Here is a 14,880-nt window from a genome sequence, read left to right as displayed (position 1 = left end):
GGACTACATGGCTGGAACGGGCCGGATGCGCGTTACACCGGCACCTTCTTCAGCATCTCGACGCCGACCTGGCCGGCGGCGATTTCGCGCAGCGCGACGACGGTCGGCTTGTCGCGGCTTTCGATTTTCGGCGTATGGCCTTGCGCGAGCTGCCGCGCGCGATAAGTGGCGGCGAGCGCCAGTTCGAAGCGATTCGGGATTTGCTTCAGGCAGTCTTCGACGGTAATGCGAGCCATGTTGGTAATTCCTTCTGAATATAGTCCTTATTCTACCTTATGTCCCTCGTGCCCCGCGTCATTCCGCGTGGGGCAGATGGATGCCGAGCTCGATGAACAGCTCCGTGTGTCGCGCGTACTGCGAAGCAAAACGCAGGCGCGTCGCCGCGACGATGCATTCGAGTTCGGCGAGCGCACGCTCGAAATTCTCGTTGATCACCACGTATTCCGCTTCCGACGCGTGCGCGATCTCGCTGCCGGCGGCCAGCAGGCGTCGCGTGATCACGTTCGGTTCGTCCTGGCCGCGCTTCTTCAGGCGCTCCTCGAGGGCATCGAGCGACGGCGGCAGGATGAAGATGCCGACCGCGTTGCGGAACTGCTTCTTCACCTGCAACGCACCTTGCCAGTCGATTTCGAGCAGCACGTCGTGGCCGTTCTTCATCTGCTCTTCGATCCAGACGCGCGACGTGCCGTAGTAGTTGCCGTGCACTTCCGCGCTCTCGAGGAATTCGTGCGCCGCGTGACGCGCGCGGAAATCCTCGACGGTCGTGAAGTGGTAGTGCTGGCCGTCCTGCTCGCCCGGGCGCGGCTTGCGCGTCGTGTACGAGATCGACAGGCAGATGTCGCTGTCCTTCGACAGCAGCGCATTCACGAGCGTCGACTTGCCGGCACCCGACGGTGCGACGACCATGAACAGGTTACCGGGATAGACGCCGCCGTGCAGCGAATGCGACGCGTGGCCGTCGCGATGGGATTCGGTCATGTTGCTTTTACTCCAGGTTTTGCACTTGCTCGCGCATCTGCTCGATCAGCAGCTTCAGCGCCATCGACGCGTCGGCGAGTTCCTTCGCCGCCGCCTTCGAGCCGAGCGTGTTCGCTTCGCGATTCAGTTCCTGCATCATGAAGTCGAGACGCTTGCCGACGCGGCCGCCCTTCTCGATCACGTGACGCGTTTCGTTCAGGTGCGCGGTGAGCCGCGACAACTCTTCCGCGATGTCGATCCGGATGCCGTACATCGTCACTTCCTGACGGATGCGCTCCGCGGCTTCCTCGCGCGTGACGACCGTCGAGCCGCCTTCGGGCGCCGCGAGGCCGAGCGCTTCCTGCAGCCGCTCGACGATCTTCTGCTGGTGCTTCGCGATCAGCTCCGGCACGAGCGGCGTGATGCGCGCGACGATCGCTTCCATCTCGGTGACGTTCGACAGCAGCATCGTCGCCAGTTGTGCGCCTTCGCGCGAACGCACGACGACGAGCTCGGCGATCGCTTCCTTGCCGCATGCGAGCACCGCGTCGCGGATCGCGTCGGCCGACACCCCGCTCTCGGCGAGCACGCCGGGCCAGCGCAGGATTTCGCCCGCGCGCAGGCGGCCGACGCCCGGGAACGAATCGAGCACCGCGCGTTCGAGATCGGCAAGCTGGCCGAGCGCCGACTGATTCAGCGCGCCCGCGCCGATGCCCTGCTCGCCGCGCTGCAGGTTGATGCGCACGTCGACCTTGCCGCGCGACAGCTTGTTCATCAGCATTTCGCGCAGCGCGGGTTCGCACGCGCGCACGTCGTCCGGCATCCGGAAATTGAGATCGAGGAAGCGCGAGTTCACGGTGCGCAGTTCGACCGACACGCTGGTGCCGCCGTTGCCGGTGGCCGTCGCGAGTTCGCGCGTCGCGCTCGCGTAGCCCGTCATGCTGTAGATCATGGTTCGTCTCGCCGTCTGGTGCCCTCGCGGGCGGGGAATACATCGAGGCGCCCGGCGCATCGAAAGGCGCGGGGCGGGAAGCGCGCATTATCCCATTTTTGCGGACCGTCCCGCCGGGCACGCCCGCCGTTCGGCGCTAAAATCGGGGTTTCCTCCCCTTCCGCGATTTCCCCATGACGTCTTCCGTTTTCCGCCCGAGCGGCCGCCGCGCCGACGAACTGCGCAAGGTCGCCCTCACGCGCCACTACACGAAACACGCCGAAGGCTCCGTGCTGGTCGAATTCGGCGACACCAAGGTGCTCTGCACCGCAAGCGTCGCCGAACGCGTGCCCGAGTTCCTGCGCGAGCGCGGGCAAGGCTGGCTGACCGCCGAATACGGGATGCTGCCGCGCGCGACCCACACGCGCAGCGACCGCGAAGCCGCCCGCGGCAAGCAGACGGGCCGTACGCAGGAAATTCAGCGCCTGATCGGCCGCGCGCTGCGCGCGGTATTCGATCTCGAGGCGCTCGGCCCGCGCACGATCCACATCGACTGCGACGTGATCCAGGCCGACGGCGGCACGCGCACGGCCAGCATCACCGGCGCGTTCGTCGCTGCGCACGACGCCGTGTCGACGCTGATCGCGGCCGGCAAGCTCGCACGCTCGCCGATCACCGACCATGTCGCCGCGATCTCGGTCGGCGTGTACGAAGGCGCGCCCGTGCTCGATCTCGACTACGCGGAAGATTCGCGCTGCGACACCGACATGAACGTCGTGATGACGGGCGCGGGCGGCTTCGTCGAAGTGCAGGGCACGGCCGAAGGCGTGCCGTTCTCGCGCGCCGAGATGAATGCGCTGCTGGACCTCGCCCAGGGCGGGATCGCCGAGCTCGTGCGGTTGCAGAAAGATGTCCTGGGCACGAGCCATGCCTGACGACCTCACCCTCGCGCCGCTGTCGCGCATCGTGCTCGCATCGAACAACCCGGGCAAGCTGCGCGAATTCACCGCGCTGTTCTCGACGGTCGGCATCGAGATCGTCCCGCAGGGCGACCTCGCGGTGCCGGAGGCGGAAGAGCCGTTCGGCACGTTCATCGAGAACGCGCTGACCAAGGCGCGCCACGCGTCGCGGCTCACCGGGCTGCCGGCGATCGCCGACGATTCCGGCCTGTGCGTGCGCGTGCTGCGCGGCGCGCCGGGCGTCTATTCGGCGCGCTATGCGCAGCGTGCGGGCCGCGCCAAGGGCGACGCGGCGAACAATGCGTATCTCGTCGAGCAGTTGCGCGGCGTCGACGACCGGCGGGCCTACTACTGCTGCGTGCTCGCGCTCGTGCGCCATGCGGACGATCCGGAACCGCTGTTCGCCGAAGGGCGCTGGGCCGGCGAGATCGTCGATACGCCGCGCGGCGAACACGGATTCGGCTACGACCCGTATTTCTACCTGCCGTCGCTCGGCGCGACGGCCGCCGAACTCGAGCCGGCCGTGAAGAACACGCACAGCCATCGCGCGCTGGCGCTGAAGGCGCTGCTCGCACGGCTCGCGGAGGAAGCATGACCGTCCCCGATATCGCTTCGCCGCAGGAGGTGGCATGAGCCAGGCCGCGGAAACCGGTGCACGCGTTGTCGCGACCTTCACGTCGCCCGGCCAGGTGCGCCTCACGTCGCTGCCGCCGCTCGCGCTGTACGTGCATTTCCCGTGGTGCGTGCGCAAGTGCCCGTACTGCGATTTCAACTCGCACGAATGGAAAGGCGAGCGGTTTCCGGAAGCGGAATATCTCGACGCGCTGCGTGCCGACCTCGAGCAGGCGCTGCCGCTCGTGTGGGGTCGGCAGGTGCATACCGTGTTCATCGGCGGCGGCACGCCGAGCCTGCTGTCGGCGGCCGGCCTCGATCGGATGCTGTCCGACGTGCGTGCGCTGCTGCCGCTCGACGCCGATGCCGAGATCACGCTCGAGGCGAATCCGGGCACGTTCGAAGCCGCGAAGTTCGCGCAGTTCCGCGCGAGCGGCGTGAATCGCCTGTCGGTCGGCATCCAGAGCTTCAACGAGGCGCACCTGAAGGCGCTCGGCCGGATTCACGACACCGCGCAGGCACGCGCGGCCGTCGAGATCGCCGCGAAGAATTTCGACAACTTCAACCTCGACCTGATGTTCGCGCTGCCGAACCAGACGCTCGACGAATGCCGCACCGACATCGAGACCGCGCTGTCGTTCGCGCCGCCGCACCTGTCGCTGTATCACCTGACGCTAGAGCCGAATACGCTGTTCGCGAAGTTCCCGCCGGTCGTCCCCGACGACGACGCGTCGGCCGACATGCAGGAATGGATTCATGCGCGCACGGCCGAAGCCGGCTACGAGCGCTACGAAGTGTCCGCATACGCGAAGCCGAATCATCAGTGCAAGCACAACCTGAATTACTGGCGCTTCGGCGACTATCTCGGGATCGGCGCGGGTGCCCACACGAAGCTGTCGTTCCCGAACCGGATCCTGCGGCAGGCGCGCTACAAGCATCCGGCGACCTTCATCGAGCAGGCGAAGGCCGGCACGGCCGTGCAGGAAGAGCGTGAAGTCGGCGCGCGCGACCTGCCGTTCGAATTCATGCTGAACACGTTGCGGCTCGTCGAGGGCTTCCCCGTGCACAGCTTCGTAGAACGCACGGGCCTGCCGATGAGCACGATCGAGCCGGCGCTGAAGGAAGCGGAGCGGCGCGGACTGATCACACGCGATTTCACCCGGATCGCGCCGACGCCGCTCGGCCAGCGTTTCCTCAACGATCTGCAGGAATTGTTCCTGCGCGACGACTGACCGGATGAACCCGGCGGCATTTCGGTTACAATGCCGCCTCGTGTGGAAGCGTGGCCGAGCGGTTTAAGGCACTGGTCTTGAAAACCAGCGACGGGAAACTGTCCGTGAGTTCGAATCTCACCGCTTCCGCCAGGAAGTTCGCCCAACCCCGTCCATTCCCGGAATGACGGGGTTTTTGTTTGGCCGCACACGTGCGCTCCCCACGTTCCGACGCGCCCCGCCGGATGCCGTTACAATCCCGCGCTCCGATTCGCGAAACGGGAAATCCACGTCATGAAGCCCTTCCTCGTCTCGTCGCTCGTCGCCGTGCTGGCCACCGTCAGCACGCATGCAGCGGCCGACACCGCCGCCGGCAGCGACGCACAGGCGTCGTGCGCGATCGCGTACGTAACCGGCGTCGGCGGTTCGCCGCGCGGCCTGAGCGAATACCTCGCCAGTCCGTCGCCGTACAACTACCTGAAGGACAACGAGCTTCAGTGCAAGGTGGGCGACGACGGGCGCACGTCGAACTGCACCGGCGTGACCTACCTTCGCAACGAACAGGTCAGCGTATACGACGATTCCGATCCTGCGACGCTGACCGTCGTCGCGCGCGTGGAACTCGATCACGGCCAGAAGTATCCGGTGATCGTCGTCGTGCAACGCAAGGACGCGCGCTGCAAGTAGCGATGTCGCGGGGCGACACGCCTGTCGATCGAGTCGGAACGCGCGTTTGCGCCGTGCCCTGCACGGCACCTGGCTGGCAGGCCGGGGCGGCGGCGCCGTACACGAACGCGCCGCACGCGATCAATACGACAATCCCCGCTTCCGTCGCTCGCCAATGGAATCGGCGCCCGATCGTCGGCGCCGAATCGGCATGGTATGCGCACCCGGCCGGAAGTCGCCGCACCACCGCCGCACGCCTCCCGACCCACCCCGCCATCGCCTAGAATTCGTTCAACACGGCGACACGAACGCCGCCGCGTATTCGATGCCGCACGCGCCACCCTTGCGTACGGCACACGGAGATCGCCATGACCGACCTGTCGACCGCGACGAACCACGTCGATTACGAAGGCTTCGAGATCCATGTCGTGCCGGCCGCGGTGCCCGGCAGCGACACGCGCTATACCTACACCGGCTACGTATGTCATCCGGGTGCGAATCCCGCGCTGCCCGGCCATGCGGTGCCGTTCCACGCGGACGGCGAGGAAAGCTTCGCGAGCCTCGACGAGGCCGCCCACGAAGCCGTGCACATCGGCAAGAGCATCATCGACGGCACACATCCCGACCTGTCGGTACTGTCGCTCGTGACGCACGGCTTCTGACGCGGCCGGCCCGCATCGCTTGCGATCGCGCGGACGGCCAGCCGAAATTGCCGCATCGTCCGAGCGCGCCGCCCGCCCGGACGATCGCGGCATGCCGTGGCTTTCAACTTCGCAACACGCGCGTACCCCGATATGGCGCTGTCACATGTCGCGTCACATCGGGGCGCACCATGCACACGCACGTTGCTCGACGCGGCGCCCGGCGGCCATCATCAGCGATCGCAGCAACCGGTCCCGCGCGCTATGCGTTTCTCCCCATATCGCGTCGCGTCGGTGCGCCTATCATTTTTTTATCGTCCCTCCTGGCCGTCACCTCATGCGCCCCCTTCTCCGTCCGCGCGTCTCCCGGCTGCGTGTTGCCGCGCTGGCCGCCGTCGCCCTGCTTGCCGCGTGCACGATCACGCCACCTTCGTCGCTACGCTCGGTCCTGACGATTCCGTCCGTCACACGCAGCGGCAGCCTCGACCAGTATCGCGTCGAGGTCGCCCATCGTGTCGCCGAACGCAATCCGTCCGGGATGCTGCACGGCACACCGCAGGCCATGCTGCGTTCGCTCGTCGTCGTGGCCTTCACCGTCGACGGCAGCGGCCGCGTCATCAATGCATCCGTCTATCGCAGCAACGGCGACAGCGAAGCGGAAGCGCTCGCGCTCGCGTCGCTGCGCCGCTCGGCCCCGCTGCCGGCGCCGCCGTCGCGGCTGCTCGACGGCAACGGCCGGCTCGAACTGATGGAAGGCTGGCTCTTCAACGACGACGGTCACTTCCAGCTGCAAAGCACCGCGTCCGCGCAGGCGCAATCGATCGATTGACGCGCCGCCGCGACCCGATTGCGGGTGAGCGGCGGCGGTGGCTATAATTTTCCGCACTCGCGCGGCCATCACGCCGCGCGTGCGTTCGCGCGCCCCACCCGGCAAGCGAGCCGACCACGCCGGCACCGGGCGGCGACGTACCCGTCTCCATCGTCGACCGGCGGGTGACGTCCGCGCCACGGCGCGCGTCCACGCCGCCACCGCGTCATCCGCATCATCATCTGCCCGGCTGCTCCCGGCAGGCAAGCGCCTGCCCGAGTGCATGCTCGGCCGACCGCCCCAACGACAAAACGGAGACATCCATGTCCGCATCCCCCCCGGCCGTTGCACACGCAACCGGTTCGGCCGGCGCCGTCAGCCACCGGCGCATCGTGTTCGCGAGCTTCATCGGCACCGCGATCGAGTTCTACGATTTCTACGTGTACGCGACAGCCGCCGCGCTCGTCATCGGCCCCGTGTTCTTCCCGCACGGCTCGGCGACGGCGCAGGCGCTGTCCGCGTTCGTCACGTTCGGCATCGCGTTCATCGCGCGCCCGATCGGCTCGTTCCTGTTCGGGCACTTCGGCGACCGCATCGGCCGCAAATCGACGCTCGTCGCATCGCTGCTCGTGATGGGCGTGTCCACCACCGCGATCGGCTTCGTGCCCGGCTACGACGCGATCGGCGCGCTCGCGCCGGTACTGCTGTGCGTGCTGCGCTTCGGCCAGGGAATCGGCCTCGGCGGCGAATGGGGCGGTGCGGCGCTGCTCGCGACCGAGCACGCGCCGCAGGGCAAGCGCGGCTGGTTCGGGATGTTCCCGCAACTGGGGCCGTCGGTCGGCTTCCTGATGTCGAACGGGCTGTTCTTCGCGCTCGCGCTGTCGTTGTCCGACGAGCAGTTCCGCAGCTGGGGCTGGCGCATCCCGTTCCTCGTCAGCGCGGTGCTCGTCGCGCTCGGCCTGTACGTGCGACTCAAGATCACCGAAACGCCCGCGTTCCAGGCCGCACTCGATCGCAACGAGCGCGTGCGCGTGCCGGTCGCGACGCTCGTCACGCAGCACTGGCAGCCGACGCTGCTCGGCGCGCTCGCGATGGTCGTCTGCTACACGCTGTTCTACATCTCGACGGTGTTCTCGCTGTCGTACGGCGTGTCGACACTGCATATTCCGCGTCAGAGCTTCCTCGGTCTGCTGTGCTTCGCGGTCGTCTTCATGGGCCTCGCGACGCCGCTGTCCGCCTGGGCGTCGGACCGCTTCGGTCGCAAGCCGGTGCTGGTCGTCGGCGCGATCGCGGCGCTGCTGTCGGGATTCGCGATGGAACCGCTGCTCGGCAGCGGCTCGATGCCGCTCGTCGCGCTGTTCCTGACGATCGAGCTGTTCCTGATGGGCGTGACGTTCGCCCCGATGGGCGCGCTGCTGCCGGAATTGTTCCCGACCAACGTCCGGTATACGGGCGCGGGCGTGGCGTACAACCTCGGCGGGATTCTCGGTGCGTCGATCGCACCGTATATCGCGCAACTGCTGGCTGCGCATGGCGGGCTGTCGTGGGTCGGCGGCTATGTGTCGGTGGCCGCGGCGATCAGCCTGATCGGCGTACTGCTGATGCGCGAAACGCGGGACGCGTCGCTCGTCTGACCCTCCGGGGCGGCCCGGGTTGTGCGACGGCGAGCGCTCTCTATACTCGATCCTGGGCGCGTCGTTACGCGCCCTCGGATCCCGCCCCCGACAGGAGCCGCCGCCATGAATATCCGCCTCGCCAACGCCGATCTCGTCCTGATCCTCGCACTCGCGCTGGGTGGCGCGCTACTGCTCGCGCTGCGGTTCCGGCCGAAGACCTGGCGCGGCCTCGTGTTCGAGGCGCTGCTGGCGAATCTGGCGGCCATTGCCGCCGTCGTCACGGTCGAGATGTTGCTGGCCTGATCGCGGCCGCCGCGCCGCGTCAGGCGGACAGCCGCGCGCGCAACGCGCCGTAGGCCGGGCAGACCGTGTCGATCGCGTCCAGCGCCTCGCCGACGGTCGGTATCGCGCCCGGCTCGCCGATCGACAGCGCCGTCGGCGCACCGCCGATGCCGCAATGGTGGCGCGACGTCGCGACGAAAATCATCACGGTCGGCCGCTGCAGTGCATGCGCCATGTGCACGAACCCCGTATCGACGCCCACCACGAGCGCAGCCCGGCCAAGCGCCGCGCCGAGCTCACGCACCGTCATCGCCGGTAACACGATCGCGCCCGGCGCACGGGCGGCGATATCCCGCGCATCGTCGTGCTCGGCCGCCGATCCCCACGGCAGCAGCACGCGCACGCCGCGCGCCATCATCTGCGTGGCAAGGGCGGCCCAATGCTCGGCCGGCCACTTCTTGTCGGGGTTGGACGTGGCATGGAACAGCAGCATGAACGGCCCGCCGTCGGTCACGGCGGCTGGCAGGCTCGCGTCCCGCGGCGCGACGATGCCGTACGCGGCAGGCCCTTCGGGCACGTAGCCGAGCGCTTCGCCGGCACTCACGCGCATCCCGTGCCATGCATCGCAGTCCGGTCGCGGACCGAAACGGTGCGAATACGCGAAGCGCGCGCCCGTTTCGCCGAGATCCTGCGTCTGATAGCCAACGCGGCGCGCGGCGCGCGCCAGCGACGAAATGATCGCGCTCTTGTAGACGCCGTGCAGATCGATGACCGCGTCGTACCGATGCGCACGCAACGCACCGATCGATGCCGAGATCGCCTTCAGGTCACCGGCGTTGCGCATTTTCTTGAAGCGGCGCAGCGGCGCGCACAGGACGACGCTCACGCCCGGATGCCAGCGTACGACCTCTGCGCACGATTCGTCCACGGCCCAGTCGACCGTCACGCCGGGGAAGGCGCGATGCAGGTCGGCAACGACAGGCAGCGTCTGGACGACGTCACCGAGCGACGTCACTTTCACGATAAGGATGCGTTTCACGATTTGCGGGGGAATCCTCGACTGGCCATCTCGGCATGCTAACGACGGTTGCTATGTGCAGACATTACGCGAGCATTACATTTGCAACAAATTGCATCTGTTTTGTGAATTTTTGTCGCCCCATTCGGGCTTTTGTCGTCCCCGCCGGCATCCGGTTCTTTTTATAATCGACTCTTTGCCCCTCCGGCCCGCCCCAATGCCGCGCCCCGCCCTCCCCGCGCTGTTTCCCGCCCTCACCCGCCGCTCGCTGCGAATCTGGCGCCAATATGGTGTTTTCTGGCTGGGCGCGATCGTCGTCGGCCTCGCCGCCGTACTGTACGCCCGGTTGATCGACTGGGGTTACGAGACCTTCCGCGCGATGCGCGATCACGCCGTCTGGCTGCCGCTGTTGCTGACACCGGCGATCGCCGCGATGTCGGCATGGATCACGCGGCGCTTTTTTCGCGGCGCCGAGGGCAGCGGCATCCCGCAGGTGATCGCGACGCTGCATGCGCGCCCGAGCGCATTCGGCGCTCGGCTGCTGACGCTGCGCATCCTGTTCGGCAAGGTGCTGATCTCGTTCCTCGGCATCCTGGGCGGCTTCACGATCGGTCGCGAAGGGCCGACGGTACAGGTGGGTGCGGCGCTGATGTTCAACCTGCGGCGCTTCTACCCGCGCTCGAACGCGCAGATCGAACGCCAGCTGGTGCTGGCCGGCGCGGCGGCCGGGCTGTCGGCCGCCTTCAATACGCCGCTCGCCGGGATCGTGTTCGCGATCGAGGAGCTGACCCGCAGCTTCTCCGCGCGCGCCAGCGGCGTACTGATCACCGCGATCATCCTCGCCGGCGTCGTCGCGCTCGGCCTGAACGGCAACTACACGTATTTCGGCACGATCGACGCCGGCCTCCATTTCCCGAAACTGCTGGCGGTCGCGGTGCTGGTCACCGCGATCGTGACGGGCATCGCGGGCGGCCTGTTCTGCTGGCTGCTGCTCAACACGGGGCGCTGGCTGCCCGCGCAACTGCTGGGCCTGTATCGCGAGCGGCCGATCGCGTTCGCCGCGCTGTGCGGCTTCGCGATCGCCGTCGTGGGCCTCGTATCCGGCGGCACGACGTTCGGCAGCGGCTATGCCGAGGCGCGCGGCCTGCTCGACGGCAGCCAGCAACTGTCGGTGTTCTATCCGTTCCTGAAGATGATCTCGATGGTCGCGTCGTACCTGCCGGGCATCCCGGGCGGGATCTTCGCGCCGTCGCTGTCGATCGGCGCCGGCTTCGGCAACCTGCTGCACGCCGTGTTCAGCAACATGAGCCTGCCGATGCTGATCGCGCTCGCGATGGTCGGCTATCTCGCCGCCGTCACGCAGTCGCCGATCACGTCGTTCGTGATCGTGATGGAAATGATCAACGGTCATGCGCTGGTGATTTCGCTGATGGCGACCGCACTGGTATCGAGCCGGGTCTCGCGCTTTTTCGCGCCACCGCTCTACGAAACGCTCGCGCAGCGCTATCTCGCGCCGCCGGCCGCTGCCGCCGCGCCGGCAGCGGCCGCCGCAGCGGCCACTGCGGGCAACGTGACCGACGTGACCGAACCCCAGGATGCGAACGCGGCCCCCGCCGATCCGCTCGACACGCTGCGCGACGAAGGCGGCAACGAGCCGGCCGCCTCAGCGGCCGACAGCGCCGCGCATGCGCCGCACGATGCCGGGCCGGCCGCGACCGACGCAGACGGTCCGGCGCAGCGGCACGGCCCCCGCGACGCTCAGTAGATCACGACGGGTGCCGGCCGGTAGTAGACCGGCCGCGCCGGCACGACGATGCACCCGGCCAGCGTGATCGCGACGAGCACGATGGCGATTGCGGTTCTTTTCATCGCGCGCCTCCGTCAAGCCCAGTGGCCACGCGTCCAGAACCAGTTCGGGCCGCGCTGGTCCCAATGCCCCGGCACCCATTGCATGCCCACGCGCTCGGCTTCCCAGTGGCCGCCGATCCACACGTAGCGGCCATGATCCCAGTGCCAGTGCCCGCGCTCCCACACATAGCCCACGCGCGTGGCCGGTACGACCTCGTAGCGCACGGGCGGCGGCGCATTCGGCGCGACGACGACGATTTCCCCGGTGCGCACGGCGACCGGCTCCGCGATGACCATGCGCCCCTGCGGCGCGAGCACGGGCGTGCCGACGAGCATCTCGTCCGCATGCGCGGCACACGGTGCGACGACGGCTGACAGGCCCGCGGCGAACAGCGCGAGCGAAACGATACGACGTGAAACGGTAGAAACGGCCATCACAACCTCCGGGTTGAACAAGTCACGCGAGCGTATTCGTTCAATGCGGGAGGGTCGATTACGGCCGACAGGCGCCGTGTTACGGCGTGCCCGAAAGTGCAACAGGGCGTAAGACGCGCACGGCGGCGGGCGCCGCCGTGCGGAAGGACGCGCGCAAGCGTCAGGCTTGCGGGATCTCGATCTTCACTTCGAGGACTTCGAGATCGTCCTGGCGCTCGAGGCTCACGCGAATGTCATCGTCGGAAATATGAACGTACTTCGAGATGACCGCGACGAGCTCTTTCTGCAGCGCGGGCAGGTAATCGGCCGGCGGCCGGCCGCCGACCCGCTCGTGCGCGATGATGAGCTGCAGGCGCTCCTTCGCGACCGATGCGGACTTCTTCTTCTCGCCGAGGAGAAACGAAAGGATGGACATGGGAGGCCTCCGTTACTTGCTGCCGAAGAGGCGCTGCAGCAGGCCCGGCTTCTGGTAATCGGTGAAGCGCAGCGGCTTGTCCTCGCCGAGAAAGCGCGCGACGACGTCCTTGTACGCTTCCGCGACGTCGGTGCCGTCGATGTGCACGGCCGGCAGACCCTGGTTCGATGCGTGCAGCACGGCCTCCGACTCCGGCACCACGCCGATCAGCTTGATGCGCAGGATCTCGCTGATGTCCTCGAGCGACAGCATCTCGCCCTCGCTCACGCGCTTCGGGCTGTAACGCGTGATCAGCAGATGTTCCTTGATCGGCTCCTTGCCTTCGGTCGCGCGCTTCGTCTTCGACGACAGGATGCCGAGAATGCGATCCGAGTCGCGCACCGACGACACTTCCGGGTTCGTGACGATCAGCGCTTCATCCGCGAAGTACATCGCGTGCAGCGCGCCCGCCTCGATACCGGCCGGCGAATCGCAGACGATGTATTCGAAGTCCATCGCGACGAGATCGTTCAGCACCTTCTCGACGCCGTCGCGCGTCAGCGCGTCCTTGTCGCGCGTCTGCGACGCCGGCAGGATGAACAGGTTCTCGCACTTCTTGTCCTTGATCAGCGCCTGGTTCAGGTTCGCTTCGCCCTGGATCACGTTCACGAGGTCATACACGACGCGACGCTCGCAGCCCATGATGAGATCGAGGTTGCGCAGGCCGACGTCGAAGTCGATCACGGCCGTCTTGTGGCCGCGCAGCGCGAGGCCCGACGCGAAGCTCGCGCTCGTCGTCGTCTTGCCCACGCCGCCCTTGCCCGAGGTCACCACGATGATTTTTGCCATTTACCCAATACCCTGTGTTCGTCAATGAGAGCCGATCGATCCGGAGCGCACCGCGTGAATCACGTCAGCCGCAGCGGTTCGATCATCAGTTTTTCCTCTTCGAGCCGGATCTGCACCGATTTGCCCAGTACGTCGGCGGGCAGCGGGTTCTCGGTCGTTCGATAGATACCCGCGATCGAAATCAGTTCCGGTTCGAGACACGTGCAGAAAATGCGCGCGTCGTGATTGCCGTGCACGCCCGCCAGCGCGCGGCCGCGCAACGGCGCGTAGATGTGGATATTGCCTTCCGCGATGATTTCCGCACCGTGACTGACCGGCGCGAGCACCACGAGGTCTCCTTTCGCGTAAATCTGCTGCCCCGAACGCAGCGGCCGGTCGATCACCAGCGTCTGGCCGCCGGCCTGCGAGAGCGTCGGCGCGAGCTCCGACGACTGTTCGGGCGCCGCTGCGGTTGCCGCAGCGGCGGCGGTTTCGGCGGCTGGCACGGCCGCCGGTTCCGCTTCGTCGGCAGGTTTCGCGGCCGGCGCGCGGCGATCGCGCGCCTCCAGCAACGGCAGGCCGGCTTCCCCCGCCCAGCCCTGCGTTGCCAGTGCGACGACGCCCACCGGACGCATCCGCACGTCGTTCAGCATCTGCCGGATGTCCGCGAGCGCGACGCGTTCGCCGTCAGCCAGGCGGCGGACGTCGATCGCGACGACATCGTCGGCGAAAAACTCGGGAGTCGCTTCGAAGCGCTTGACCAGTTCGGTACGCAACGCATCGAGATCGGTCGTCTTCACGGTGAACAGCAACGTATCGACCGATCCGCTGCGCAGCTCGAAGAATGGCGATTTTTTAAGCGACATGGACACTCTGCAAAAATTTTTTGCGTATTTTACAGGCGTCCACGCGTGCGGCCATTATTTTTGGGACGAGGCGTGGCGGCGACCCGCGCGGACGCGCCACCGGCCAGCGGGCGGGCCGGTGGGCGACCGGGCTGTCATCGCGCCACGCGGTGGCCTTTTTGAGGTCGCGTCAGTGCTTCACCTGCGACACGAACAGCGATTTCATCGCGCCGGGCATCCGTGCGATCGGTGCGTGTTCGCCGGTGTTGCCGAAGCCGGCACGCTCGTAGAAGCGGATCGCGTTGCGGTTCGCATCGGCGATCCACGCGTAGACGTCGGTGGCGCCGCGCTCGGCGAGCCATGCGGTGGCCGTCTCCAGCAGCAGCACGCCGCCGCGCAGGTGACGCACCGCATGCGCGACCCACAATTCGCTGACGAACGCGCGCCGATCGGGGCTGTTGTCGAAATACGCGCCGATCATGCCGGCCGGGTGGCCTTCGGTGTACAGCAGGAAAGTCGTCGACTCGTCGGACACGGCGCGCTGCGCGGCAATCGCCGACGCCTCGTCCGTTTCGACGGTCAGCAATTCGGCCTCCGGCGCTTCGCCGGGTGCGTAGGGCTCACGCAGCGACGCGGCGCGGAGTTCGCGATACACGCCGCCCTGATCGGCAGCGATACGACGAACGGTCAAGGTCGAACTCATGCAGGCACAGCCCCCTTCGGACAGCAAGCTAGTAGCTTCAACCGAAAGCGGGGCATGAGTCAAATCGTAATTTTCAAATGGCGGCGCGGATCGAAAGGCGGCAGATGTCATCAGCGGCGATACGCG

At 67.2% G+C, this 14,880-nt stretch carries 18 protein-coding genes and 1 tRNA gene; 10 read left to right on the top strand and 9 right to left on the bottom strand.

Annotated elements, in window-relative coordinates; genetic code table 11:
• Window positions 1–32 precede the first annotated feature (32 nt).
• Genes rpoZ through WT97_RS25160 form a run of 3 tightly spaced genes read right to left on the bottom strand, consistent with a single transcriptional unit; the run spans window position 33 to window position 1,909 of the window.
• Entirely contained in the window at window positions 33–236 is a 204-nt protein-coding gene (rpoZ, locus tag WT97_RS25170; RefSeq protein ID WP_006025620.1) for a DNA-directed RNA polymerase subunit omega, read from the bottom strand.
• Window positions 237–294: 58 nt separating this feature from the next.
• Window positions 295–978 (bottom strand): guanylate kinase, encoded by a 684-nt coding sequence (gene gmk, locus WT97_RS25165; RefSeq protein WP_046545150.1) that lies wholly within the window; start codon window positions 976–978, stop codon window positions 295–297.
• Window positions 979–985: 7 nt separating this feature from the next.
• A complete protein-coding gene (locus WT97_RS25160; protein ID WP_059499954.1) occupies window positions 986–1,909 on the bottom strand; it encodes a YicC/YloC family endoribonuclease in 924 nt (307 codons plus the stop codon).
• A gap of 173 nt (window positions 1,910–2,082) precedes the next feature.
• Here WT97_RS25160 and rph point away from each other — a divergent pair, with 173 nt between their 5' ends.
• The 9 genes from rph (at window position 2,083) to WT97_RS25115 (ending at window position 8,704) form a co-directional block, all read left to right on the top strand.
• Entirely contained in the window at window positions 2,083–2,823 is a 741-nt protein-coding gene (gene rph / locus WT97_RS25155; RefSeq protein ID WP_060354611.1) for a ribonuclease PH, read from the top strand.
• Complete coding sequence (gene rdgB / locus WT97_RS25150; RefSeq protein ID WP_059499952.1) at window positions 2,816–3,442, top strand: RdgB/HAM1 family non-canonical purine NTP pyrophosphatase; 627 nt, start codon at window positions 2,816–2,818, stop codon at window positions 3,440–3,442. The genes rph and rdgB overlap by 8 nt, the downstream gene beginning before the upstream one ends.
• Window positions 3,443–3,476: 34 nt before the next feature.
• Window positions 3,477–4,691 (top strand): radical SAM family heme chaperone HemW, encoded by a 1,215-nt coding sequence (gene hemW, locus WT97_RS25145; RefSeq protein ID WP_059791578.1) that lies wholly within the window; start codon window positions 3,477–3,479, stop codon window positions 4,689–4,691.
• Window positions 4,692–4,735: 44 nt separating this feature from the next.
• Window positions 4,736–4,823: transfer RNA gene (locus tag WT97_RS25140), tRNA-Ser, on the top strand.
• A gap of 141 nt (window positions 4,824–4,964) precedes the next feature.
• A complete protein-coding gene (locus tag WT97_RS25135) occupies window positions 4,965–5,357 on the top strand; it encodes a hypothetical protein (RefSeq protein WP_034206673.1) in 393 nt (130 codons plus the stop codon).
• Window positions 5,358–5,704: 347 nt separating this feature from the next.
• Window positions 5,705–5,998 (top strand): hypothetical protein, encoded by a 294-nt coding sequence (locus tag WT97_RS25130; protein ID WP_059499928.1) that lies wholly within the window; start codon window positions 5,705–5,707, stop codon window positions 5,996–5,998.
• A gap of 316 nt (window positions 5,999–6,314) precedes the next feature.
• Window positions 6,315–6,806, top strand: coding sequence for an energy transducer TonB (locus WT97_RS25125; protein WP_060354610.1), 492 nt, complete (start codon window positions 6,315–6,317; stop codon window positions 6,804–6,806).
• A 302-nt stretch (window positions 6,807–7,108) separates the two neighbouring features.
• Window positions 7,109–8,419: an MFS transporter gene (locus WT97_RS25120; RefSeq protein WP_059499926.1), complete on the top strand. Its 1,311-nt coding sequence runs from the start codon at window positions 7,109–7,111 to the stop codon at window positions 8,417–8,419.
• Between the two features lie 105 nt (window positions 8,420–8,524).
• A complete protein-coding gene (locus WT97_RS25115) occupies window positions 8,525–8,704 on the top strand; it encodes a hypothetical protein (RefSeq protein WP_059499925.1) in 180 nt (59 codons plus the stop codon).
• Window positions 8,705–8,723: 19 nt separating this feature from the next.
• Here the strand turns inward: WT97_RS25115 and waaC are convergent, their stop codons facing one another.
• Entirely contained in the window at window positions 8,724–9,722 is a 999-nt protein-coding gene (waaC, locus tag WT97_RS25110) for a lipopolysaccharide heptosyltransferase I (RefSeq protein WP_060033524.1), read from the bottom strand.
• 196 nt (window positions 9,723–9,918) lie between these two features.
• Here waaC and WT97_RS25105 point away from each other — a divergent pair, with 196 nt between their 5' ends.
• Window positions 9,919–11,466 carry a chloride channel protein gene (locus WT97_RS25105; protein ID WP_060354609.1) on the top strand — a complete coding sequence of 516 codons (1,548 nt, stop codon included), beginning with the start codon at window positions 9,919–9,921 and terminating at the stop codon, window positions 11,464–11,466.
• A gap of 116 nt (window positions 11,467–11,582) precedes the next feature.
• Here WT97_RS25105 and WT97_RS25100 read toward each other — a convergent pair whose 3' ends face one another.
• From WT97_RS25100 to WT97_RS25080, 5 genes are all read right to left on the bottom strand, one after another.
• A complete protein-coding gene (locus WT97_RS25100; protein ID WP_059791586.1) occupies window positions 11,583–11,984 on the bottom strand; it encodes a YXWGXW repeat-containing protein in 402 nt (133 codons plus the stop codon).
• A gap of 160 nt (window positions 11,985–12,144) precedes the next feature.
• The gene (gene minE, locus WT97_RS25095) at window positions 12,145–12,399 is read right to left on the bottom strand and encodes a cell division topological specificity factor MinE (protein WP_006476634.1); all 255 of its coding nucleotides are present in this window, start codon (window positions 12,397–12,399) and stop codon (window positions 12,145–12,147) included.
• 12 nt (window positions 12,400–12,411) lie between these two features.
• Window positions 12,412–13,227 (bottom strand): septum site-determining protein MinD, encoded by an 816-nt coding sequence (minD, locus tag WT97_RS25090; protein ID WP_006476635.1) that lies wholly within the window; start codon window positions 13,225–13,227, stop codon window positions 12,412–12,414.
• A gap of 59 nt (window positions 13,228–13,286) precedes the next feature.
• Entirely contained in the window at window positions 13,287–14,072 is a 786-nt protein-coding gene (gene minC / locus WT97_RS25085) for a septum site-determining protein MinC (protein ID WP_060354608.1), read from the bottom strand.
• 169 nt (window positions 14,073–14,241) lie between these two features.
• Entirely contained in the window at window positions 14,242–14,865 is a 624-nt protein-coding gene (locus tag WT97_RS25080) for a GNAT family N-acetyltransferase (RefSeq protein WP_257127200.1), read from the bottom strand.
• Window positions 14,866–14,880: the final 15 nt, after the last annotated feature.

It is taken from the genome of Burkholderia sp. MSMB1459WGS (assembly GCF_001534535.1).
Lineage (GTDB): Bacteria > Pseudomonadota > Gammaproteobacteria > Burkholderiales > Burkholderiaceae > Burkholderia.
This window is presented reverse-complemented; position numbering and strand designations above follow the sequence as displayed.